Genomic DNA, 22168 nt, shown 5'->3' on the forward strand with positions numbered 1-22168 from the left:
GCTAAGCTGCGCTTTGAGAAAATTCTGATAGGAATTTAGGATTAGATACCGTCACCATCAATATGTAAGCCACATTCACGGTTTAAACCGAAGAAACGCGTTTCTTCTTCTGTCATGCCTGGCTCAAGTTTACGGGTGGTGTGAACATCACCCATAGACACATAACCTTGCTCCCAAAGCGGGTGATACGGCAAATCATGCTTAGTTAGATACTGATAAATATCGCGGTTATTCCACTCGATAAGTGGGTACACTTTCACTGTGCCACGGCTAATTTCAACAATTTGCTTATCAGCACGGCTTGATGACTGGTCACGGCGCAAACCACTAAACCAGGTGCCTGCTTCCAGCTCGTTTAAAGCGCGAGTCATTGGCTCAACTTTATTCAGTTGATTGTATTGCTTAATACCGGCTTCACCTTGCTCCCAAAGTTTACCAAACTTCGCTTCTTGCCACGCTGGGCTAAGCTGTGCTTTATAAACTTTAAGATTAAGCGAAAGTCGCTCGGTCATTTGCTCGATGAACTGATAAGTCTCAGGGAACAAATAGCCCGTGTCAGTCAGTACCACTGGAATATCTGGCTGCTGCGATGTCACTAAATGCAACATCACCGCCGCTTGAATACCAAAGCTCGACGACAAAAAGTGAGTGCTTGGTAAGTTTTCAAGTGCCCACGCAACACGCTCTTCTGCGCTTTTATCAGTCAGAAGACCATTAATATCAGCCAGCATGGCTGTTTGGTCTTCTTTACTCATCGTTAAGATGTCTTTAAATTCACTCATGGTTAATTCCAAACCTTAAAGCGGTGTCGCTTATAAAATTATGCGTGAAAATCGGTTACTGAAACTTTAACTTCAGCAACAATGCCTTTGCGAATTACAAAATCACCAAAACACTCGCCTTCATTACGCTCACTTGCCCATTGGCCAATTAGCTTATCGAATGCGTCTAGGTATACGTCTTCGCCGACATTTTCTAAATACAATTTTGGAATACGCGTGCCTTCGCGGTTACCGCCTAAGTACACGTTGTATTTACCCGGACCTTTACCAACCAGACCCGCTTCTGCCAACATGGCGCGGCCACAGCCATTCGGACAACCCACAACACGCATAATGATGTTGTCATCGCTAATGCCGTGCTTAGCTAATAGCGCTTCTGTTTTCTCAATTAAGCTTGGTAAATAACGCTCTGCCTCAGCCATCGCTAGCGGACAGGTTGGTAATGCCACACACGCCATTGAGTTTTTACGCTGCTCTGTATGGCTGTCATCAATTAAGCCATGGTTGCGAGCAATTTCTTCGATTACCGCTTTTTGATCAGCCGGAACACCTGCGATGATCAAGTTTTGGTTTGCAGTCATGCGGAAATCACCTTGGTGAATTTCAGCAATTTTACGACAGCCTGTTTTAAGTGGTTGGTTTGGGTAATCTAAAATACGGCCACTTTGGATAAACAGCGTTAAGTGGTGCTTACCATCAATACCTTCAACCCAACCGATACGGTCACCACGGTGAGTGAACTCATACGGGCGGCTCTGCTGAAATTGAACACCGGCACGTTTTTCAACTTCAGCTTTAAATACATCAGAACCTACACGGTCTAGTGTGTATTTAGTTTTCGCATTTTTACGATTTGAGCGGTTACCCCAATCACGCTGTACAGACACCACGTGCTCAGCAATTTTTAACGTGTGCTCAAGTGGAATGAAACCAAAGTCATCTGCTTTACGAGGATACGTTGCTGTATCACCGTGAGTCATCGCAAGACCACCACCCACTAACACGTTAAAGCCAACCAACTTGCCGTTTTCTGCGATTGCCACGAAGTTTAAGTCGTTCGCATGCACATCCACTTCATTGTTCGGTGGAATTGTTACTGTGGTTTTAAACTTACGCGGTAAGTAAGTTGAACCTAAGATTGGCTCTTCAGTGGTTTCACTCTTTTCGCCATTTAACCAAATTTCAGCGTACGCTTTGGTTTTTGGTAATAGGTGCTCAGAGATCTTCGCTGCCCACTCGTAAGCTTCTTGGTGAAGCTCAGACTCAACTGGGTTCGTTGTACATAATACGTTTCGGTTTACGTCGCCCGCCGTTGCAATTGAGTCAATACCCACGCTATTGAGCATTTGGTGCATGCCTTTAATGTTTGGCTTAAGCACACCATGGAACTGGAACGTTTGACGCGTGGTTAAACGAATACTGCCATAGCTGGTTTTCTCTTCAGCAAACTTATCAATCGCTAACCATTGCTCTGGCTTGATGATACCGCCAGGCATACGAGCACGTAACATTACGTTATGTAACGGCTCTAATTTTTGTTTAGCGCGCTCAGGGCGAATATCACGGTCATCTTGCTGGTACATGCCGTGGAAACGGATCAGTTGGAAGTTATCAGCAGTGAAACCACCGGTGATCTCGTCTTTTAAATCTTGCTCAATTGTGCCACGTAAAAAGTTACTTTCTCTTTTCAAACGCTCGTTATCAGAAAGCTTTACGTTTTTGTCTTGTTCGCTCATGGTATTTCCTAAATTTGTTACAGTGACGGCTGTTAGCTTTAAACGTGATTAGTACACGTCTTTCTGATAGCGATTTGCGCTACGTAAATCTTTTAAATATTGCTCAGCTTGTTCATCATCTTTGCCGCTATTTTCTTTGATAATGTCTACAAGCGCCTGATGAACATCTTTCGCCATACGGTTTGCATCACCACAGATATAGAAATGAGCACCCGCTTCTAACCAAGCAAATACTTCTTGGCTGTTTTTACGAAGTTTGTCTTGAACATATACTTTTTCCGCTTGGTCACGGCTAAACGCCACATCCACTTTAGTCAGTAAACCTGACTTCAAGTAACCTTGAATTTCTACTTGATATAAAAAGTCTTGGGTAAAGTGTGGGTTACCAAAGAATAACCAGTTTTTACCGCTTGCTTCACGGGCATCACGCTCTTGTAAAAACGCACGGAAAGGTGCAATACCCGTACCCGGACCTACCATGATAATTGGCGTTTCATCGTTAGCCGGTAAACGGAAGTTATCGTTATGCTCGCTGAATACTTTTACTTTGCAGCCTTCCTCAGCACGACGTGCTAAATAGCCAGAACAACCACCTAAGTGCTCGCTACCGAATGCATCAAACTCAACCAAGCCCACCGTTAAATGAACTTCTTCTTCAACTTCTGCTTGGCTAGATGCAATCGAATATAAACGTGCTTGTAGTTTACGTAAGCAGTCTACTAATGTTTGCGCTTCTAGTTGAGCTGGGTTTTGACGAATAATATCGAAGATTTGGCGAGGCTCAATGTACTCACGCATTGCCGCTCTATCTTCAACTAGCTTTAATAAATCAGGGTTGCCCGTTGCTGTTGCATATTTTTCAACAAAGCCAGGATAAGACTGAGTTAATTCTAATTTTTCGATTAATGCATCACGAATACTTAGTTCTTCGTCGCCGAGTTTAACCGTACTAGATGAATCGATTTGTGTAAGCGTAAGTACTTCATCAACAAGCGCTTCGTCATTTAAGAAGTAAACGCCTAGCGAGTCACCCGGTGTATAGGTAATGTCTGAACCTTCTAATGAAATTTCAACATGACGCACATCTTTGGTTGAATCACGACCGGTAATTTTTTGCACAACGCTTAGCTCTGCAGCAAATGGGTTTTGCTTGGTGTATTGGCTTGCTGCTGGTGCCGCGGCACCAAATGGCATCGCCACAACTTGACCACCACTTGCTTGCTGCTGCGCTTTAAGATCAGGTTCAAACGCATCAAGTGCACCGTCAATCCACTTAGCAGCTTCATCATCGTAATCAACATCTAAGTCAGCACGCTGGAAAATAGTTTCTGCGCCAAGCTTGTTAAAACGCTCTTCAAAATCTTTTGCTGTTTGGCAGAAGAACTCGTAGCTTGAATCACCTAAGCCGATCACAGCCACTTTAACACCATCTAGTTTTGGTGCTTTTTTAGTCGTTAAGAATTCATGCAGACTTTCAGCGTCTTCTGGTGGTTCACCCTCACCGTAAGTTGAAACAACAACCGTGATGAACTTTTCTTTTTTCAGGGCAGTTGGTTTGTAGTCAGCCATGTTTACTAACTTAACCGTTAGACCGCGCGACTCTGCTTGCTCTTTTAACTTACTTGCCACGCCTTTTGCGTTACCCGTTTGCGAGCCGTATAAAATAGTTAGCGGGGCCGCATCACCTGCATCTGGAGCGGCTGCAACACCACCGGTTAATGCACCTGCGTTGGCATTTGCAGCTAAGTAACCACTTACCCACGCTTGCTGAATTGGATTAAGTTCAGCCACTAAGCCTTGCAGCTTTTGTACTTGCTCTTGCGATAGCGGGCTCGCCGCTGCATTTAGTTGACTTAACAACATGAATTTATTCCTCGTAACCCTGAAAAGTTAACTGCGAAACGAACTTGCTACCGTCATTTCGCGAACAATTTTTTCGACTTTAAAGACCTAATAAAAACGCTTTAAAGGTTTATCTGAGCGTGAAGAATAACGAGGTCTGAGGCGATTAAAAAAGAATAGAATCTGCTTTGATATTCCATTTAGTTATTAATTTAGTATTTATCCAAAAAAAACATGTTAAAAGCAAAAATTCCCAAATAAGAAACTTTTATTAATTAACATTATTGCAACATAAGACAATTAGCCTATACTCGCTGTGTTCATTTTAAGAACAGCAATAACTATTAAAAAATATGAAAAGGAAAATACAATGTCACACGGGACATGTAAAAAATATATGCTAGCCAGTGGCTTACTGTGCCTAGCGAGTTCAGCATTGGCAAATGTTAATAACGCCAGCTTCGAAAGCTGGTCAGCAAACACCCCTGCAAGCTGGAGCACCATAGATAGCGGTATTAGCCTTAGCGCTAATAGTAATGTGGTTTACTCAGGTAATTACTCAGCGCAAGTCGTGGTTAATACTGGCACGCAAAGTAATACCGATTTACAGCAGCTAGTTGATGTAGTGGCGGGTGAAACTTATGAGTTTTCAGCTTGGGTTTACCATACAGAAGGCGGCGTAAAAGCTCGCTTAGTGGTTGATGGCTATCAAGGCTATTCTAATTCAGCATTAACTAATCAATGGCAACAAATCAGTTATCAGTACACAGCCTCTGCTACCACATCAATTAATATTGGCCTGCGCTTTTACGACGTAACTGGTTTTGATGGCAGCGAAGTAGTTTATGTAGATAACTTTGCACCAAGCACTGGCGCAACCCCACCACCTTCGGGCAGCTGCGCCTATAACCAAGTGTCTTTAACCCTCACTACCGATAACTATGGAGAAGAAACCAGCTGGCAAATCACCAATAGCCAAGGTAGTGCAGTAGCATCAGGCGGCAGCTATGTAGCAAATACTCAGTACAGTGAGCAAGCATGTTTAACGGATGGTGACTATAGCTTTACTATTTTTGATAGTTATGGTGATGGCATATGCTGCTCATTCGGCAATGGCAGTTACAGCCTTTCATTAGGTCAAACAGTACTTGCCAGTGGTGCAAACTTCCAAAGCTCAGAAGCAACGCCGTTTAGCCTAGGCGATAGCTCAGGCGGCGGTGACGGTGGTGGTACAACCCCAACAGAGCCATCGGGATACTATGTTACAACGCAAGGCCTTAGTGGTTATGCACTAAAAACAGAGTTATACAACATCATTAAAGATCACAACTCACAAGGCTATTCTGCGATTTGGAGCTTTTACGATGTTGCTTCACGCGATAAGTATTTTGAAAACGACAACTCTATTTTAGATCGTTATTCAGAAAACCCTGCAGGCCAAGACAGCTACAACTATGTTGCTGTGAGCGACCAATGTGGGACATACAACAGCGAAGCAGACTGCTACAACCGTGAGCATTCTTTCCCGAAAAGTTGGTTTGGTGGAACAATTGAGCCAATGAATTCAGACGTACATCATATTTTTGCCACTGACGGTTATGTCAATTCAAAACGCAGTAACTACCCATTTGGTGAAGTAGCTAGTGCAAACTATACCTCTAGTAACGGCAGCAAAGTAGGTAGTGCAGCCAGCTCATTAAATTACTCAGGAACGGTTTTTGAACCAATTGATGAATTTAAAGGTGACTTTGCAAGAGCGTACTTCTATATGGCAACACGCTATGAAAACGTGATTGGCTCATGGCAAAACAACACAACCTACAGTAACGCTGTACTGAATGGTTCATCTAATCAGGTCTTTGAGAGCTGGGTCGTTACTATGTTATTAAAGTGGCATAACGAGGATCCCGTTAGCCAATTAGAGCTTGACCGTAACCAAGCCGCTTATGAACATCAAGGTAACCGCAATCCATTTGTGGATCACCCAGAATTTGTAGAAATGATTTGGTAACTTCGTTAAGCCAAGGCGCTTAGTTTCGGCTAAGTGCCTTTTTTCAGTCAAGCATAATGACTTTGTTTTCGTGAATTAACTCTGATACATAGCGTTTTTCTAAATGCCACGGATGACGCTTCCAGCCCTGAAAACCAAAACCTGCTATATGCACTTTTGAAAACAATTTAAGGTAGTGAACAATCGCTAAAGTTCCTGAACTTGGGCAATATGGCTTATGTATTGTTGGCCCTAACGTTAATAGATACTCAAGGACTGATTGGCGAAATTGCTGGGTTAACCTTTCTTGCTGTAATCCTTTGCCATATTTATTAAACAAAGCGTCACCATGGTCAAGCCGGCTTTGACGGCGGATCAGTTTGAATATGTGCTGCATAAGTAAATTTGGCGCAGGATCAGTGACGACAACTTTACTTATCCCTTCAAGCGGCATCACAAGCGGATCAGTAAGTAAGCTTTGCGCCTGCCTTCCTCGGCCCAGTAGCCATAGATCAGTGCATCGCCTACCTAGGTGCGTAGGCATTGCTGCACAGCGGTTAAAACGAACGACACGAGGGCAACAATCAATCAGCTTAGCAAGCTCGGTATTTATTGGGCCATTACCTATAATAATTATCTCTGGCTGCTCATTCATGATGCAGAAACTCCGTTTCAATCCTTAAAACAGTATTATTTCACCCAACCTTTGTGACCTAATAATGACAGCTCATAATAATTCTAACGAATGTGAAAAGTGCTTATGCACAACAAGTAAATTATTACCGACTTGAGATTGGGCACTATAGCCAAGAAGCTGTAACACCTGCTTTAACAGTGCTTGATGCTGCTGTTGTTTTGAATGGTTTACTACTTCTAATACCTCCAGCATGGCCAGTGCATAGCTAGAGCCTGATTGGAGTGATTGCCAAATACGCGTTTGTATTTCAATAACTTGATAAATTGAAGTTTTATAAGTATTAATCTGCAAGCTTAATAGATAGTTTTCTAATGGATTCATTGTAGCGCCCTTTTAAAAACGCCACTTTAAAAGCTCAAGTTAAGTTGAGGTAAAGTGTTTTTTTATTAGTTTTTACTCCACTTATTCATTATTTCTTTAAATAATTTAGCATCCTTGTCTTCACAAGGTCTGGGCGAACCGCTTGGCACTCCAGATTTACCAAACACCGAATTAAAATCGATGCCATAACACATACCATTTAGCACCTCGATGCGCTTGCTACCATCACCACTCTGCCAAACGACTTTTGCCTTATCTGATACTGTTAATTGCACAGGTACAGATATCCTGCCTACAGACGAATTATTATTTGCGGCGTTCACCTGACCAAATAGCGATGCATTAGAAGAGTCATTTTCAAACTTAAGCTCTGGAATTAGCGCATACGGGTTGAGCTTTTTAAAGGGTACTTCGGTTGTTTTTGAGTGTTCAGGTGCCTGATCAGGCTTTGCGACCTCAGTTGTCACTTCTTGGGATTCACTAACTGAGTATTCAACAACCCTATCATCGCTTTTCTGCTTAGGACTGCTATGAGGGGTTTCCTTTCTTAGCGGCAAAGCCTTCGCTTCATCAACTATTTCTGGCGGCTGATCCGATAAACGTTTGTCTTGAGTCTTCTGCAAACTTGGTAGCTTTGTTAAATCGACACTCACATACGCGTTGATTACCTTGGGCGGTTCTGTGACGGCGGGAAGCTTCACAAACTTGCCATATCGAGCTAGTAACAACAAAAGCACAGTATGTAGCAATATCGAGATGATCCATGCTTTGTAATTCCCTTTTAACACCCAAGCGCCTCATTTTTATTTTTAAGAGTGTCAGATGAGTGAAATAGTTCATCAGAAAATGGCGGTAAGCGGTATTTTAAAAACAAAAAGCCCCAGCAGATGCCGGGGCTTTTTAGTAAGGAAACTTAATTAAAAATTAAGCTTTCTTTGGACGCTCAACAACGTCTACTAAAGTCCAAGACTTAGTCTTAGAAATAGGAGCGCACTCAGAAATAGTAACTACGTCACCAGTTTGAGCTGTGTTGTTTTCGTCATGTACGTGTAGTTTAGTCGTACGTTTGATGAATTTTCCATATACTGGATGCTTCACGTAACGTGCGATAGCAACAGTGAAAGATTTATCCATCTTGTCGCTGATTACACGGCCTTGAAGAGTACGGATTTTATCGCTCATTATTGACCTGCCTTCTGGTTAATAACTGTTTTTACACGCGCGATATCGCGACGTACTGTTCTTAGCGTGTGTGTCTGAGCTAACTGACCAGTGCTTGCTTGCATGCGCAGGTTGAACTGCTCACGAAGAAGTCCTAGAAGTTCAGCATTTAGCTCTTCTACGCTTTTGTCTTTTAGTTCGCTAGCTTTCATTACATCACCGTCCGAGTTACGAAAGTTGTTGTGAATGGTAATTTACGCGCTGCAAGGTTAAATGCTTCACGAGCAAGCTCTTCAGAAACACCTTCCATTTCGTAAAGTACTTTACCAGGTTGAATTTCAGCAACCCAATATTCAACAGAACCTTTACCTTTACCCATACGAACTTCTAATGGTTTGTTCGTAATTGGCTTATCTGGGAATACACGAATCCAGATTTTACCTTGACGCTTTACGTGACGTGTCATAGCACGACGAGCTGCTTCGATTTGACGAGCAGTCATACGGCCACGGCCAGTAGCTTTCAAACCGAAAGTACCGAAGCTTACTTTGTTACCGTTTTGCGCTAAACCGCGGTTGCGGCCTTTGTGCATTTTACGGAATTTTGTACGTTTTGGCTGTAACATTACTCGCTACCTCTACTTAGCACTTTTTTTGGCTTTCTTTGGCGCGCGTTTAGCTGGCTTCTCTTGCTCTTGTACTAGTGGTAAACCACCAATAACTTCGCCTTTGAAGATCCAAACTTTAACACCAATGATACCATAAGTGGTTAAGGCTTCAGAAGTTGCGTAGTCGATATCAGCACGAAGAGTATGTAGAGGTACACGACCTTCACGATACCATTCTGAACGTGCGATCTCAGCACCGCCAAGACGACCGCTAACTTCAACTTTGATACCCTTTGCACCAATGCGCATTGCATTTTGTACCGAACGCTTCATAGCGCGACGGAACATAACACGACGCTCTAACTGTGACGCAATACCGTCAGCTACTAGTTGTGCATCAAGTTCAGGCTTACGAACTTCAGCGATATTAATCTGAGCCGGAACACCTGCAATCTTAGTTACTGCTTGACGTAGTTTTTCAACGTCTTCGCCTTTTTTACCGATAACAACACCAGGACGAGCTGTGTGAATTGTTACACGGATAGATTTAGCTGGACGCTCGATAACGATTTTAGACACAGAAGCCGCTTTTAATTCCTTAGTAAGGAAAGTACGTACTTTGTGATCGCCAAAAAGCTGATCAGAGAAATCTTTTGAATTCGCGTACCAGGTAGAAACCCAAGGTTTAGAGATACCTAGGCGAATACCAGTAGGATGAACTTTTTGTCCCATTACTTATACTCCTAGCTATCTGAAACCACAACAGTGATGTGGCTTGTACGCTTAAGGATGCGGTCTGCGCGTCCTTTAGCACGTGGCATAATACGCTTCATTGTTGGACCATCGTCCACAAAGATCGTAGTTACACGAAGCTCATCAATGTCAGCACCTTCGTTATGCTCTGCGTTAGCAATAGCAGACTCAAGTACTTTTTTAACTAATACAGCCGCTTTTTTAGGGCTGTACGCCAGGATTTCTAGAGCGCGATCAACCGGAAGTCCGCGGATCTGATCTGCAACTAGACGTGCTTTTTGCGCCGAACCAGAGGCGAATTTATGTTTAGCTAATGCTTGCATTTATCATTCCCCTCTTAACGTTTCTTCGCTTTCTTATCCGCAGCGTGACCGCGGTAAGTACGAGTTGGTGCAAATTCACCTAGTTTGTGACCGATCATTTCGTCTGTGATGAACACAGGAACGTGCTGACGACCATTATGGACAGCGATGGTCAATCCGATCATGTTAGGTATGATCATTGAACGACGGCTCCAAGTTTTAATTGGCTTCTTGTCACCGCTTTCCAACGCTTTCTCTACCTTCTTCAGCAAGTGTAGGTCAATAAAAGGACCTTTCTTGAGAGAACGTGGCATGGCTATTCCTCAACTATTATTTAGTACGACGACGTACGATAAATTTATCAGTACGCTTGTTCTTACGTGTCTTAGCACCTTTAGTCGGTTTACCCCATGGAGACACAGGATGACGACCACCAGATGTACGACCTTCACCACCACCGTGCGGGTGATCTACCGGGTTCATGGCAACACCACGAACTGTCGGACGGATACCACGCCAGCGATTTGCACCAGCTTTACCTAGTGAACGAAGCATATGCTCAGCATTACCTACTTCACCAAGTGTTGCGCGACAGTCAGCTGGAACTTTACGAACTTCGCCAGAACGAAGACGTAGAGTTACGTATTGACCTTCACGAGCAAGGATTTGAACGTATGCACCAGCAGAACGTGCGATTTGCGCGCCTTTACCTGGTTTTAATTCTACGTTGTGAACAGTCGAACCTACAGGCATGTTACGCATTGGTAACGTGTTACCAGCTTTGATTGGTGCATCAATACCAGATTGGATTGAATCACCAGCTTTTAAGCCTTTAGGTGCAATAATGTAACGACGCTCACCGTCTGCATATAATACAAGAGCGATGTTTGCGCTACGGTTTGGATCATACTCTAGACGCTCAACAACAGCTGGAATGCCATCTTTAGTGCGTTTAAAGTCGATTACACGGTAATGATGCTTATGACCACCACCGATGTGACGAACCGTGATACGACCTTTGTTATTACGACCACCAGACTTAGAGTTTTTCTCTAGTAGTGGTGCGTAAGGTTTACCCTTATGTAGATCTGGGTTAACCACTTTAACCAGGTGACGACGACCCGCAGAAGTTGGTTTACACTTTTGAAGTGCCATAATTCTAACTCCCCTTATTACTCGGCGCCGCCGACAAAGTCTAGCTCGCTACCTTCTTTAAGAGTAACGTAAGCTTTCTTCCAGTCTGAACGACGACCGAAACGCATGCCAGTACGTTTTGTTTTACCCTTAACGTTTAGTGTGCGAACACCAGTTACTTCTACTTCAAAAAGCTTTTCTGCTGCAGCTTTGATTTCAGCTTTAGTTGCATCAGAAGCTACTTTGAAAACAATCGTGTTGTTCTCTTCAGCAGCGATAGTGCTTTTCTCAGAGATGTGTGGAGCAAGGATCACTTTTAAAAGACGTTCTTCACGGATCATGCTAGCGCCTCCTCAAGTTGCTTAACAGCAGCAGCTGTAATAAGTACCTTATCGAAAGCGATTAGGCTTACAGGATCGATACCAGCTACATCACGCGTGTCAACCTTGTATAGGTTACGTGCCGATAAGAAAAGATTCTCATCTACTTCTTCAGTCACGATTAGAACATCTTTAAGCTCAAGTTCTTTAAGCTTAGCAACTAGTTCTTTAGTTTTTGGTGCTTCAAGACCAAACTGCTCAACAACGATTAAACGCTCTTGACGAACTAATTCAGATAAGATGCTTTTGATCGCACCGCGGTACATTTTACGGTTTACTTTTTGGCTGTGATCTTGTGGTTTAGCTGCGAAGCTAACGCCACCTGAACGCCAAATTGGGCTACGAATTGTACCAGCACGTGCACGGCCAGTACCTTTTTGAGACCATGGTTTTTTACCACCACCGCTAACTTCAGAACGTGTCTTCTGAGCACGAGTACCTTGACGAGCACCTGCTGCGTAAGCAACAACTACTTGGTGTACTAATGCTTCGTTAAACTCACGTCCAAAAGTAGCTTCAGAAACTTCAAGAGCGCCAGAAGCGTCTTTAATTGCTAATTCCATCACTAAATCTCCAGGACTTATGCTTTAACAGCTGGTTTAACGATAACGTCACCGCCGATAGCGCCAGGTACTGCACCTTTAACTAAAAGCAAGTTACGCTCAGCGTCAACGCGAACTAGTTCTAAGTTTTGAGTCGTTACACGCTCAGCACCCATGTGACCGGCCATTTTCTTACCTTTAAACACCTTACCAGGTGATTGGTTTTGACCGATTGAACCAGGAGCACGGTGAGATAGAGAGTTACCGTGAGTAGCGTCTTGCATGCTGAAGTTCCAGCGCTTAACACCACCTTGGAAACCTTTACCTTTAGAAGTACCGGTTACGTCAACTTTGTTGATTTCGTTGAATAATTCAACAGTAAGCTCAGCGCCTACTTCAAAATCGCCTTCACCACCATTTAGGCGGAATTCCCACAGACCGCGACCCGCTTCAACACCAGCTTTAGCGAAGTGACCCGCTGCTGCTTTGTTTACACGGCTTGCTTTTTTAGTGCCTGCGGTTACTTGAAGCGCGTTATAACCGTCAGTTGCTTCAGATTTGATCTGAGCAATGCGGTTAGGTGTCGCTTCGATAACTGTCACAGGGATAGATACACCATCTTCAGTGAAGATACGTGTCATACCCACTTTACGACCGACTAGACCTAATGCCATTTTCCTAAAACCTCTCTAATCTTCCGATTAACCCAGGCTGATTTGAACATCAACACCAGCAGCAAGATCTAAACGCATAAGAGCGTCAACAGTCTTGTCAGTTGGTTCTACGATGTCGATCAGACGTTTATGGGTGCGGATTTCGTACTGATCACGCGCGTCTTTGTTAACGTGCGGTGAAGTTAGTACAGTAAAACGTTCAAAGCGTGTAGGTAGTGGGATTGGACCACGTACTTGTGCGCCAGTGCGTTTCGCAGTTTCCACGATTTCCGCCGTTGATTGGTCAATCAAACGGTGGTCAAAAGCTTTTAGGCGAATACGAATGCGTTGATTTGACATTCTTAAACCTCAATATAAAGAGCATTTAAAAAGAGCATAAAAAAACGACCGAAACAATCTTAATAACTAAGATGTCGGCTGCTTTCTTATATCTACGTTGAATTCCAAATCGGAATTCCTGTTTATTAGCTTGAAATCCAAGCTTAATCTTTCCTTCCAAGTTCCCGAGGGAATTTTGAAAGCCTGCGTATTATAGATAGATTGGTGATAAATGCAACAACTATTTTGAAAATCTCAAAGGTCTAAATTAAATTTTGTTTAATTTTCGAACTTTATCAATAACATTAGCGTCTTTAAATTATACTTGTGCGAGTAAAGAGGCTAGAAAATCGCTTTTAAATGGTCAGTCCAGTTAATAATTGTTATTCTATGCCGCTTATTTTTGACCACACTCGGTCTATTTAATATCTACTAATAACTTTGGTGAGTTGATGCGTATCATTAATCGTTGTTTAAATTTCATTTCTGCCGGTATGAACCGCTTGTTTGTAAAAAGTAAGGTGCTGCCAGAAAATCCGATTGAACAATACAATCTAAACCCAGCCAACCCTACTTTCTACATTGTTAGGCTAAATGCACGCTCTGATTTAGCAGCACTGGCGCGGGTATGTAAAAAATACGGCTTACCTAATCCGACCGAAGAGCAGTTATTAGGTAATGCAGAACTTGATCGCTTTATCGGTATTCAAAACCCACCACCGCTATTTGGTAATAAAAGCAAACCAAGCAATGCCCTGCAGCAAGGCAAACAAATTATTGACCACCTGATGCAATCAGGTGAGAAAAACGTCCAAGTGATCCCGGTGACGATTTTATGGGGCCGAAATCCGGGTAAAGAAAAGCCAGGTTTAGGTACTTTGGTGTCTCATTCATTAACACCCAGCTGGTTTCGTAAGTTCTTTGTGTTGCTATTTTCTGGGCGCGATAACTTTATTCGCTTTAGTCAGCCACTAGATTTATCTTTATTGGTCAATGAAAAAGCAGAGGTTGATGAACTACCACATAAGCTTTTACGAGTAGCCCGCGTGCACTTTCGTCGCCAAAAATTGGCAGCGACAGGCCCGAAAATGCCATCACGTGAGCAGCTATTTAATTCGCTACTTGCCTCACCAACAATAAAAAAAGCAATTCAAATAGAAGCGAAAGAAAAAAACATCAGCCAAGAGCAAGCTCGCCAAAATGCGCTAAAGCTACTTGATGAGATTGCCGCCAATTATAGCGATGCCACCATTCGTGTTGCAGACCGTATTTTAACTTGGCTGTGGAATAAGCTTTATAACGGGATTGATATTAAGTTTTCTGAACAGGTACATGAGCTTACAGATAAAGGCCACGAGATTATCTATATGCCATGTCACCGTTCGCATATGGATTACTTATTGCTGACCTATTCTATTTACCACTTAGGCTTAGTTCCGCCGCATATCGCTGCCGGTATCAACTTAAATTTCTTCCCGGCAGGGGGAATTTTCCGTCGCAGTGGTGCTTTCTTTATTCGCCGATCATTCGCGGGCAATAAATTGTATTCGTCAGTATTTAAAGAGTACCTGAGCCAGTTATTTATCAAAGGCTATTCAGTAAAGTTTTACACTGAAGGTGGTCGTAGCCGTACTGGTCGCTTATTACCGCCAAAAACAGGTATGCTCGCCATGACATTACAAGCCATGTTACGTGGCATAGACCGCCCTATTTCAATTGTGCCTGTATACATTGGTTATGAGCACGTAATGGAAATTAATACTTACTTAAAAGAGCTTGCCGGTAACGATAAAAAAGGAGAGTCGGTATTAGGTATTTTTAAGGCGATTAAAAACCTGAAAAACTATGGTCGTGGTTATTTAAACTTTGGCGACCCTATTTCGATAAACCAATACCTCAATGACCAACAACCTGACTGGCGCGAGTCTATTCACCCAACCGACGTGCAAAAGCCACAATGGCTTGGACCACAAGTCGCTAACCTCGCTGATAAGGTAATGGTTAATATTAATAGCGCCGCTGCACTCAATGCAGTGAATCTACTTGCGATGATATTACTGGTAAATGATAAACACGCGCTAAGTAAACCTAAGCTGATTGCTCAGCTTGAGTTTTATTTACATTTACAACGTAGCGCAAGCTACAGCGAAAAGGTGACCACGCCAGACGAAAGCGCCGAGCAGCTATTAGAGCATGCACTTAAACTTAATAAGTTTGATGTGATCAGTGACGAGTTTGGCGAAATTATCGCAATTAACGATAAAGAAAAAACACTGTTCAACTACTACCGTAATAACGTGTTGCACTTATTTGCAGTACCGAGCTTATTGGCGCTGCATTTATTCAAAGCACATCAAACTACCATGGCTGATTGCCAAGCCTTAATTGCACGTTTTTACCCACTGTTTGCCAAAGAGTGGTTCTTACACGAGCTAGATGAAAACTACATTACTCGCGTACTTGCAAGCTTCGTTGATCAAGACCTGATTGAAATTGATGGCGATAATATCAAGATCACTAACAGCAACGACTGCTTAGCGAAACTCGAAATGCTCGGTCGTGCCCTAAGTTTAACACTACAACGCTACGCTATCGTGGTTGGCTTTATTCAAACTAGCAGTGGTATTGAGCGTGAAGAACTTGAACACGAAAGCCAAGTGTTAGCTGAGCGCTTAGGTACCTTGCACGGCATTAAAACCCCTGAGTTCTTCGACAAAAAAGTACTTATTGGTTTTATTTCAAGCTTGCGAGAGCAAAAGCTAATTACCGAAACAGAGCAAGGCTTAACGGGTAGCAATGAACTGTGTGAGGTGTATTTATACCTTAAAGCATTGCTGCCAGCACGGGTCTGGCAGTCAATTGACGATATAGTGCAAAGCCAAGCTCAGCACACAAAAGATTAACGCTGACGCATGACCCCTTCTTGGATCGTTGAGGCAACTAAATTGCCTTGACGGTCAAAGAACTGACCTCGCACCAAACCACGACCAGAGCTCGCACTTGGGCTATCAATCGAATATAAAATCCAATCGTCTAGTCTAAACGGGCGGTGAAACCACATCGCATGGTCAATCGTCGCAACCTGCATATTCGGCTGCATAAACGATACGCCGTGCGGCTGTAATGCAGTTGGTAAAAATTCAAAGTCAGATGCGTACGCAAGTAAGTAATTATGAATGCGCTGATCGTCAGGCATCTCACCATTAGCTTTAAACCAAATATGCTTAACTGGCTCCATCACTTGTGGTTTGAATGGGTTATGAAAGGTCACAGGACGCATTTCAATTGGCACTTCACGGATGAACTTATTTCGAATTGGTTCAGGAATAAGCTCTGCATTTGCTTGGTAAAATTCAAGCGATGACTTTAATTCTTCAGGCTGTGGTACATCAGGCATCTGCGCTTGATGTGATAAGCCCTCTTCTTCACCTTGGAAAGAAGCGGTCATGTAAAAAATCGGCTTACCATATTGAATTGCTTTTACACGGCGAGTACTAAAACTTTTACCATCACGGATATTTTCTACATCATAGACAATCGGCTTTGCAGCATCACCAGGGCGCAAAAAGTAAGAGTGTAAAGAGTGAACAATACGCCCTTGTGGTAATGTTTCTTTTGCGGCAGATAGGGCTTGGCCCATTACTTGACCACCGAATACAGCTCTAAATCCTAAATCTTGGCTTTGCCCGCGATACAAGCCTTGCTCAATCTCTTCTAACGACATTAATGACAGTAGGTCATCTAATACTTGGCTCATTTATTTATCCTCAATCCCGACAAGCGTTTAATGATACTATAGACTAATTGGAAGTAAATCTTTGTAAGAGCACCTCATTATGGCTTATTGGCTTTTTAAAACCGAACCCGATGCATTTTCAATTGATGATCTAAAAAACGCACCTGAGCAAACCTCTATGTGGGATGGCGTGCGTAATTATCAAGCCCGCAACTTTCTTCGCGATGGTATCAAGCAAGGTGACTTGGTAATGATTTATCATTCAAGTTGTAAACAGGTGGGTGTTGCAGGTATCGCTACGGTGACTCGCGAAGCTTATGCCGACCCAACACAGTTTGATTTAAATAGCGATTACTACGATGCTAAAGCAACTGCTGATAACCCGCGCTGGTTTGTAGTCGATGTGCAATACCAATCACACCTTAAAAAGCTAGTTAGCCTGCAGGCGATTAAAGCCAATGAGTCAATTACCGAAATCGCTCTTAAAAAAGGCGGCCGATTGTCAGTAATGCCTGTCACCGAACATGACTGGCAACAGATCATCGCAATGAGCGAGGGCTAAGCATATAAAGTAGCGGCCATTTTTAATGAGCTGCTATTTTTGCTATAATTTCGCCCCTTTATTTTAGAGGTACTAAGGGGGGATGTATGAAATTATTGTATTGGTTAGAGGAATGGACCAATCTCCCACGCGATGAGCAACAAAGCCTTGTGCCTATGACTGGCGGTGATTTGCTCGGCGACGTTTATGTGAAATATCATATCATTGATGCCAATAAACCCCTGCTAATTACCTTCTCTCCTGCCGGAACCAATTATCAAGAACATGATATTACTGATGATTTTTCGCCTTGGGCTTATAAGCTCGCGAAGAAGCAGGATGTGAATATTATCGCTTTTCAACATTTAGGCATTAGCAACTGGTTTAGGCACCGTAATCTGTTGTTTTTCATTGAGCAGCTAGCACCACTGATTGGCGGGTTCAAAGAGCGGTTAGGTTATGGCTTGAGTCGAGGAGGCTTTGCCGTTGGTGCCTTTGCCAATCTATTAAAGCTTGATAAAGTTTTACTCTTTCACCCTGTTAGCACAAAAAACAAAGAAAAAGCACCATGGGATGACCGTTCAAGCACTGACATCGCGCAAAAATTCGATTGGAACGGTGACTACCACGATTTAGATTTAGGCCATGCAAAGGGTTATATTATTTACGACCCAACTAATCGTATCGACCGAGCTCATGCTAAACGTTACCCACAACTCACCCACTTACGCGTGTTTGGTATGGGCCATAGTGTTCATGCAACATATTTAAATAAGTTTGGCTTTTATAAAGATGTTGCTGTTGATTTTATAAGCCACCAGCAAGTTGATATCGCCCAATTCCGCCAGCAAACCAAAACGCTACGCTTTAAAGAAGACTATTATCGTCGCCTAAATAAGGCAAACAAGAGTTCGCCACATCGTTTAGCCTTACTAAGCACCGCGCATACAATTTTAGCTGAAGAAAAAGCCGAGCACATGCAAGAGCAAAAAGATGCGATTGATGTGCAACCGCTGATTGATGTTGCAATCAAACATCAAGATGAGCACCCAAACGATGCAATTAAGGTCTTAGAAGTAGCGCAGCAACTCTCACCGGATGACCCTGTGATAGACCATAAACTAAAACAGTTGAAGTGATACAGCAGCTGTAAGTTTGGAAGCATTAGCAGTAAGCGGCAAAAATCCAACTTATGATTCAAATAAGCTCTGTTAAAAAGCCTCCTTTTCGATAAGCTTAAAGCTTCCAGCTATCCTCTCCCATACCTATCATCAAATCGCTCGATGTCAGTTTCATCAAGTATCGCTCCGGTTTGTACTTCGATAACGATTAGTGGCGTGTATTGCTGATTAGCAAGGCTGTGTAGCTGCTTAGCCGCGATGTAACAAGATTGGTCGGCGGATAATTCAAATTCATCATCACCTACTCGCACGCTTGCCACTCCAGATACGACGACCCAATGTTCTGCACGGTGCTGATGGCGTTGAGTTGAGAGCTTTGCGCCGCTGTTTACGATTATTTTCTTTACTTTAAAGCCAGTGCTTTCAATTAAAGTTCGATAGTTGCCCCAAGGTCTGAATACGGCTTGATGGTGGGTTAGTTTATCGCTATCAACAACAGCAAGCTGTTTAAGTAAATCAGGAAGCTTATCGAGCGCACTTTTGTCTGCCACTAAGGTGGCATCGTGAGTATGTATAATTGCTTGATTACTCACGCCGAGCGCCGCAATAGTGTGATCAGCCTCGCTGATCAGTAGATTATTTTCGCTATCTAAACTCACCCCTTGTGAGGCTAAATAGTTGCCATGATGGTCTTTTTCTGCGATTTTCGATAATGCAGAAAAGCTGCCAACATCGCTCCAATTTAAGTCAACAGGTATAACAGCAACGTTAGCGCTACGCTCCAAAATAGCATAATCAATAGAATCACTTGGGCATGCTGTGAGCGCACCCGCAACAGGCCGTTGAAAACCTAAATCTGCGGTGAAGCTAGCCGCTTTTGCGACACTGTCAGCAATCTTTGGCGCAAAACGATTAAGCTCACTCAAGTACACATCTGGCAAAAATAAAAACATGCCGCTATTCCAGCCATACTCACCACTGGTAAGGTATTTTTCGGCTAATTCCAGAGCTGGTTTTTCTTTGAACTCAGCCACCTTAAAACAACCTTCAGGGGCTAACGGCTCACCTTGGCGAATATAACCATAGCCGGTATGTGGTTCAGTGGGAGTAATAGCAAAGGTTACTAATTGTTGTTGCTGACAAAGCGCTATCGCATTATCTAAGCAGGCAATAAGTTTATCAAAATCACTGATATGATGATCAGCAGGCATCACCAACAAGGGATCAGTTAGACCATTTTGCAATGCAAATTCAGCGGCTAGGGCAATCGCGGGGGCTGTATTTTTACCTTCAGGTTCAAGCAATAAAGTATAGCTATCTGTGATTTCTGCAATTTGCGCTTTAGCGATAAAGCGATGCTCTTCATTGCACACTAGAATTGGCGCATTAAATCGTGAGTCAGCCACTCGTAAAAGCGTACTCTGTAACAGTGATTTTTCGCTAAGCAAAGACAAAAACTGCTTAGGCATCGCTTTACGCGACAAAGGCCATAAACGAGAACCTATGCCACCAGCAAGAATAACGGGGGTGATTTTGCGACTCATGATTGCTTAAAGTAAATAATCCAACCATGAGTTTAACAAATTTTTGAGTATGCGGCTTCGAGCAATTACAGTAACTGAAATTGATCAGCATCTAAGTGAGCAGGAAACGCTCTTCGAAAGTCATCAAGCGGTGATTTTTCTAAGCGCTGAATAATGATACCCGATTGGCCATCTTCGAGCTTAGCTAAGGTGTCACCTTTAAAATCATAAACGGCAGTTCCACCACTGTGGGCAACATTATTACCATCAGCACCAATGCGATTGACACCCACGACATAACACAGGTTTTCCATTGCGCGTGCTTTTAGTAGGGTATCCCAGACATGGCGACGAGCTGCTGGCCAATTAGCTACGTTGATCATCACATCGTAGTCGTTGCAATTACGCTGAAATACAGGAAAGCGTAAGTCGTAACACACTTGCGGCAAAATGCGAAAATCATTGATAGCGAATATCTCGCGATGCTCGCCTGCTGCGACGAAATTGCCTTCGTTACCTAAACAGAATAAATGGCGTTTGTCGTAATACTTCACTTCGCCATTTGGCCAAACCCAATAAAAGCGATTAGCCTTTTTGTCGCCTTTTGCAACTAAAACAGAGCCTGCAACCACAGTATTTTTTTGCTTAGCTGTGGCTTTTAACCAGCTAAGTACCTCGCCTTGTTCTGGTTCGCTGCAATCTAGATTAATCGCAAAACCCGTGGCAAATGTTTCTGGCAAGACAATTAAATCAACTTGCTCGTTTAAACTGTTAAGCTGCTCAGTAAAGTGCGCAAGGTTAGCGCTTTTATCAAGCCAATGCAGTGATGACTGCACTAAAGCTAAGGTTAAAGTTGGCATAAAATCTCCGCGGCACATTTTAATGTGTCATCATTTTTAGCAAAACATAAACGAATCACTTTGTCGCTGCTTGCACTGTTATAAAACACACTGAGTGGTACAGCTGCAACACCCGCTTGTTCAACCAACCATTGGCAAAACTCAACATCATCAAGATCAGACACATCACTGTAATCGAGTAGCAAAAAATAGGTGCCTTCACTTGGTAATATTTTAAAACGGCTTTGCGCTAGTGCTTCGCTGAGCAAGTCGCGTTTTTGTTGATAAAAACAACTTAGCTCATCAACATGCTCAGGCTCTAACTCAAGCATATCGGCTAATGCATGCTGGGCAGGCGTAAAACTTGAAAAGGTCACATATTGGTGAATTTTACGAAACTCCACCATCAGCTGAGTGGGTGCTACACAGTAACCCATCTTCCAGCCAGTGCTGTGAAAGGTTTTACCAAAACTTGAAATCACAAAACTACGAGCAAATAACTCAGAGTCGGTCAGCGCACTTAAATGCAAAGCACCGTCAAAGGTAATGTGCTCATACACTTCATCACTGATCACATATAAATCATGCTCAGCAACAAGCGCTTTAAGGGCGTTAATATCTTCTGTTTTAAAGATTTTACCGCTTGGGTTATGTGGCGTGTTGATGATGATGACACGTGTTTTGTCTGTGATGACGTCGGCTACAGCTTGCCAATCGATTTTATAATCTGGCGCATGCAAAGCGACATGAACTGAACGACCGCCTGCAAGCTCAATTGCCGGTTGGTAAGAGTCATAAGCAGGGTCAAACACCACCACTTCGTCACCCTCTTTGACAAGTGCTTGAATCGCTACAAATAATGCCTCTGTTGCCCCTGACGTAACAGTAACTTGTTGCTCGTAATTTATGTTGTTATGGTATTTTCTCGCTATCAGAGCCGCTATTTGCTGTTGTAGCTTTGCAATACCACTTGAAGGCGCATATTGATTTATCCCCTCAAGTACATAATGATTGAGTTGTTTTTTTAGCAATTCAGGTGCATCAAACTCAGGAAAACCCTGAGATAAATTAAGCGCTTGATACTGATTTGCCAGAGCGGTCATTTGACTAAAAATGCTGGTGCCTAAATTCGGCAATTTACTTTCAAACACAGAGGTTCCTTAAAGATG

General features: G+C 43.0%; 25 protein-coding genes. 4 read left to right on the forward strand and 21 right to left on the reverse strand.

Annotation, left to right across the window (positions count from 1 at the left end; translation table 11 throughout):
* Positions 1-41: 41 nt before the first annotated feature.
* The 3 genes from L1266_RS13205 to L1266_RS13215 are packed head-to-tail and all read right to left on the reverse strand — an operon-like array spanning position 42 to position 4381.
* Positions 42-782 (reverse strand): phosphoadenylyl-sulfate reductase, encoded by a 741-nt coding sequence (locus L1266_RS13205; protein ID WP_138618038.1) that lies wholly within the window; start codon positions 780-782, stop codon positions 42-44.
* 38 nt (positions 783-820) lie between these two features.
* The gene (cysI, locus tag L1266_RS13210) at positions 821-2518 is read right to left on the reverse strand and encodes an assimilatory sulfite reductase (NADPH) hemoprotein subunit (protein ID WP_138599061.1); all 1698 of its coding nucleotides are present in this window, start codon (positions 2516-2518) and stop codon (positions 821-823) included.
* 48 nt (positions 2519-2566) lie between these two features.
* Positions 2567-4381 carry an assimilatory sulfite reductase (NADPH) flavoprotein subunit gene (locus L1266_RS13215; protein WP_235377676.1) on the reverse strand — a complete coding sequence of 605 codons (1815 nt, stop codon included), beginning with the start codon at positions 4379-4381 and terminating at the stop codon, positions 2567-2569.
* Between the two features lie 349 nt (positions 4382-4730).
* Here L1266_RS13215 and L1266_RS13220 point away from each other — a divergent pair, with 349 nt between their 5' ends.
* A complete protein-coding gene (locus L1266_RS13220; RefSeq protein ID WP_235377677.1) occupies positions 4731-6371 on the forward strand; it encodes an endonuclease in 1641 nt (546 codons plus the stop codon).
* A gap of 43 nt (positions 6372-6414) precedes the next feature.
* On the opposite strand, the gene L1266_RS13225 is transcribed toward L1266_RS13220, so the two are convergent.
* The 14 genes from L1266_RS13225 to rpsJ all read right to left on the reverse strand — a co-directional run bounded on the left by L1266_RS13225 (position 6415) and on the right by rpsJ (position 13260).
* Positions 6415-7005, reverse strand: a complete 591-nt coding sequence (locus tag L1266_RS13225) for a hypothetical protein (RefSeq protein WP_199528593.1) — start codon at positions 7003-7005, stop codon at positions 6415-6417.
* Positions 7006-7077: 72 nt separating this feature from the next.
* Positions 7078-7368: a hypothetical protein gene (locus L1266_RS13230; protein ID WP_235377678.1), complete on the reverse strand. Its 291-nt coding sequence runs from the start codon at positions 7366-7368 to the stop codon at positions 7078-7080.
* Between the two features lie 65 nt (positions 7369-7433).
* The gene (locus L1266_RS13235) at positions 7434-8156 is read right to left on the reverse strand and encodes a hypothetical protein (protein ID WP_235377679.1); all 723 of its coding nucleotides are present in this window, start codon (positions 8154-8156) and stop codon (positions 7434-7436) included.
* Positions 8157-8292: 136 nt separating this feature from the next.
* The gene (rpsQ, locus tag L1266_RS13240; protein WP_054552372.1) at positions 8293-8550 is read right to left on the reverse strand and encodes a 30S ribosomal protein S17; all 258 of its coding nucleotides are present in this window, start codon (positions 8548-8550) and stop codon (positions 8293-8295) included.
* Positions 8550-8741, reverse strand: coding sequence for a 50S ribosomal protein L29 (rpmC, locus tag L1266_RS13245; protein ID WP_054552371.1), 192 nt, complete (start codon positions 8739-8741; stop codon positions 8550-8552). The genes rpsQ and rpmC overlap by 1 nt, the downstream gene beginning before the upstream one ends.
* Positions 8741-9154 (reverse strand): 50S ribosomal protein L16, encoded by a 414-nt coding sequence (rplP, locus tag L1266_RS13250; RefSeq protein ID WP_036974208.1) that lies wholly within the window; start codon positions 9152-9154, stop codon positions 8741-8743. Before rplP ends, rpmC begins: the two co-directional genes overlap by 1 nt.
* A gap of 12 nt (positions 9155-9166) precedes the next feature.
* Positions 9167-9868, reverse strand: coding sequence for a 30S ribosomal protein S3 (gene rpsC / locus L1266_RS13255; protein WP_054552370.1), 702 nt, complete (start codon positions 9866-9868; stop codon positions 9167-9169).
* Positions 9869-9879: 11 nt separating this feature from the next.
* Positions 9880-10212 (reverse strand): 50S ribosomal protein L22, encoded by a 333-nt coding sequence (gene rplV, locus L1266_RS13260; protein ID WP_004588690.1) that lies wholly within the window; start codon positions 10210-10212, stop codon positions 9880-9882.
* Positions 10213-10226: 14 nt separating this feature from the next.
* Positions 10227-10505 (reverse strand): 30S ribosomal protein S19, encoded by a 279-nt coding sequence (gene rpsS, locus L1266_RS13265; RefSeq protein ID WP_010376377.1) that lies wholly within the window; start codon positions 10503-10505, stop codon positions 10227-10229.
* Between the two features lie 16 nt (positions 10506-10521).
* Complete coding sequence (gene rplB, locus L1266_RS13270; RefSeq protein WP_054552369.1) at positions 10522-11346, reverse strand: 50S ribosomal protein L2; 825 nt, start codon at positions 11344-11346, stop codon at positions 10522-10524.
* A gap of 17 nt (positions 11347-11363) precedes the next feature.
* Positions 11364-11666 (reverse strand): 50S ribosomal protein L23, encoded by a 303-nt coding sequence (rplW, locus tag L1266_RS13275; protein ID WP_054552368.1) that lies wholly within the window; start codon positions 11664-11666, stop codon positions 11364-11366.
* Complete coding sequence (gene rplD / locus L1266_RS13280) at positions 11663-12268, reverse strand: 50S ribosomal protein L4 (RefSeq protein WP_062568199.1); 606 nt, start codon at positions 12266-12268, stop codon at positions 11663-11665. The genes rplW and rplD overlap by 4 nt, the downstream gene beginning before the upstream one ends.
* 17 nt (positions 12269-12285) lie before the next feature.
* Positions 12286-12921, reverse strand: coding sequence for a 50S ribosomal protein L3 (rplC, locus tag L1266_RS13285; RefSeq protein WP_036974218.1), 636 nt, complete (start codon positions 12919-12921; stop codon positions 12286-12288).
* Between the two features lie 27 nt (positions 12922-12948).
* Positions 12949-13260 (reverse strand): 30S ribosomal protein S10, encoded by a 312-nt coding sequence (gene rpsJ / locus L1266_RS13290; RefSeq protein WP_002957900.1) that lies wholly within the window; start codon positions 13258-13260, stop codon positions 12949-12951.
* Positions 13261-13691: 431 nt separating this feature from the next.
* Between rpsJ and plsB the strand changes: the two genes are divergently transcribed.
* On the forward strand, positions 13692-16142 hold the full coding sequence (gene plsB / locus L1266_RS13295; RefSeq protein ID WP_058583715.1) for a glycerol-3-phosphate 1-O-acyltransferase PlsB: 2451 nt from the start codon (positions 13692-13694) through the stop codon (positions 16140-16142).
* On the opposite strand, the gene tesB is transcribed toward plsB, so the two are convergent.
* Positions 16139-16996, reverse strand: coding sequence for an acyl-CoA thioesterase II (gene tesB, locus L1266_RS13300; RefSeq protein ID WP_054552365.1), 858 nt, complete (start codon positions 16994-16996; stop codon positions 16139-16141). The genes plsB and tesB overlap by 4 nt on opposite strands.
* A 79-nt stretch (positions 16997-17075) precedes the next feature.
* Here tesB and L1266_RS13305 point away from each other — a divergent pair, with 79 nt between their 5' ends.
* Both L1266_RS13305 and L1266_RS13310 read left to right on the forward strand, forming a co-directional pair.
* Positions 17076-17537: an EVE domain-containing protein gene (locus L1266_RS13305; protein ID WP_054563924.1), complete on the forward strand. Its 462-nt coding sequence runs from the start codon at positions 17076-17078 to the stop codon at positions 17535-17537.
* Between the two features lie 86 nt (positions 17538-17623).
* Positions 17624-18655, forward strand: coding sequence for a hypothetical protein (locus L1266_RS13310; RefSeq protein WP_063529763.1), 1032 nt, complete (start codon positions 17624-17626; stop codon positions 18653-18655).
* Positions 18656-18765: 110 nt separating this feature from the next.
* Here the strand turns inward: L1266_RS13310 and L1266_RS13315 are convergent, their stop codons facing one another.
* The 3 genes from L1266_RS13315 to L1266_RS13325 form a co-directional block, all read right to left on the reverse strand.
* Positions 18766-20181, reverse strand: a complete 1416-nt coding sequence (locus tag L1266_RS13315) for a mannose-1-phosphate guanylyltransferase/mannose-6-phosphate isomerase (protein ID WP_235377680.1) — start codon at positions 20179-20181, stop codon at positions 18766-18768.
* A 65-nt stretch (positions 20182-20246) separates the two neighbouring features.
* Positions 20247-21020, reverse strand: a complete 774-nt coding sequence (locus L1266_RS13320; protein ID WP_235377681.1) for an amidohydrolase — start codon at positions 21018-21020, stop codon at positions 20247-20249.
* The gene (locus L1266_RS13325) at positions 21008-22150 is read right to left on the reverse strand and encodes a methionine aminotransferase (protein ID WP_328260390.1); all 1143 of its coding nucleotides are present in this window, start codon (positions 22148-22150) and stop codon (positions 21008-21010) included. Before L1266_RS13325 ends, L1266_RS13320 begins: the two co-directional genes overlap by 13 nt.
* Positions 22151-22168 lie beyond the last annotated feature (18 nt).

It is taken from the genome of Pseudoalteromonas sp. Cn5-37 (assembly GCF_021532495.1).
GTDB lineage: Bacteria > Pseudomonadota > Gammaproteobacteria > Enterobacterales > Alteromonadaceae > Pseudoalteromonas > Pseudoalteromonas simplex.

Excerpts from the sequence above, each read along its gene's own strand:
- rplC (WP_036974218.1), bottom strand. The coding sequence starts at position 12,921 with ATGGCATTAGGTCTAGTCGGTCGTAAAGTGGGTATGACACGTATCTTC.
- L1266_RS13230 (WP_235377678.1), bottom strand. The coding sequence starts at position 7,368 with ATGAATCCATTAGAAAACTATCTATTAAGCTTGCAGATTAATACTTAT.
- L1266_RS13315 (WP_235377680.1), bottom strand. The coding sequence starts at position 20,181 with ATGAGTCGCAAAATCACCCCCGTTATTCTTGCTGGTGGCATAGGTTCT.
- plsB (WP_058583715.1), top strand. The coding sequence starts at position 13,692 with ATGCGTATCATTAATCGTTGTTTAAATTTCATTTCTGCCGGTATGAAC.
- rpsC (WP_054552370.1), bottom strand. The coding sequence starts at position 9,868 with ATGGGACAAAAAGTTCATCCTACTGGTATTCGCCTAGGTATCTCTAAA.
- tesB (WP_054552365.1), bottom strand. The coding sequence starts at position 16,996 with ATGAGCCAAGTATTAGATGACCTACTGTCATTAATGTCGTTAGAAGAG.
- L1266_RS13215 (WP_235377676.1), bottom strand. The coding sequence starts at position 4,381 with ATGTTGTTAAGTCAACTAAATGCAGCGGCGAGCCCGCTATCGCAAGAG.
- L1266_RS13225 (WP_199528593.1), bottom strand. The coding sequence starts at position 7,005 with ATGAATGAGCAGCCAGAGATAATTATTATAGGTAATGGCCCAATAAAT.
- rpsJ (WP_002957900.1), bottom strand. The coding sequence starts at position 13,260 with ATGTCAAATCAACGCATTCGTATTCGCCTAAAAGCTTTTGACCACCGT.
- L1266_RS13320 (WP_235377681.1), bottom strand. The coding sequence starts at position 21,020 with ATGCCAACTTTAACCTTAGCTTTAGTGCAGTCATCACTGCATTGGCTT.
- rplP (WP_036974208.1), bottom strand. The coding sequence starts at position 9,154 with ATGTTACAGCCAAAACGTACAAAATTCCGTAAAATGCACAAAGGCCGC.
- L1266_RS13305 (WP_054563924.1), top strand. The coding sequence starts at position 17,076 with ATGGCTTATTGGCTTTTTAAAACCGAACCCGATGCATTTTCAATTGAT.
- L1266_RS13310 (WP_063529763.1), top strand. The coding sequence starts at position 17,624 with ATGAAATTATTGTATTGGTTAGAGGAATGGACCAATCTCCCACGCGAT.
- rplW (WP_054552368.1), bottom strand. The coding sequence starts at position 11,666 with ATGATCCGTGAAGAACGTCTTTTAAAAGTGATCCTTGCTCCACACATC.
- L1266_RS13220 (WP_235377677.1), top strand. The coding sequence starts at position 4,731 with ATGTCACACGGGACATGTAAAAAATATATGCTAGCCAGTGGCTTACTG.
- rplV (WP_004588690.1), bottom strand. The coding sequence starts at position 10,212 with ATGCAAGCATTAGCTAAACATAAATTCGCCTCTGGTTCGGCGCAAAAA.
- rpmC (WP_054552371.1), bottom strand. The coding sequence starts at position 8,741 with ATGAAAGCTAGCGAACTAAAAGACAAAAGCGTAGAAGAGCTAAATGCT.
- rplD (WP_062568199.1), bottom strand. The coding sequence starts at position 12,268 with ATGGAATTAGCAATTAAAGACGCTTCTGGCGCTCTTGAAGTTTCTGAA.
- cysI (WP_138599061.1), bottom strand. The coding sequence starts at position 2,518 with ATGAGCGAACAAGACAAAAACGTAAAGCTTTCTGATAACGAGCGTTTG.
- rpsQ (WP_054552372.1), bottom strand. The coding sequence starts at position 8,550 with ATGAGCGATAAAATCCGTACTCTTCAAGGCCGTGTAATCAGCGACAAG.
- L1266_RS13205 (WP_138618038.1), bottom strand. The coding sequence starts at position 782 with ATGAGTGAATTTAAAGACATCTTAACGATGAGTAAAGAAGACCAAACA.
- rpsS (WP_010376377.1), bottom strand. The coding sequence starts at position 10,505 with ATGCCACGTTCTCTCAAGAAAGGTCCTTTTATTGACCTACACTTGCTG.
- rplB (WP_054552369.1), bottom strand. The coding sequence starts at position 11,346 with ATGGCACTTCAAAAGTGTAAACCAACTTCTGCGGGTCGTCGTCACCTG.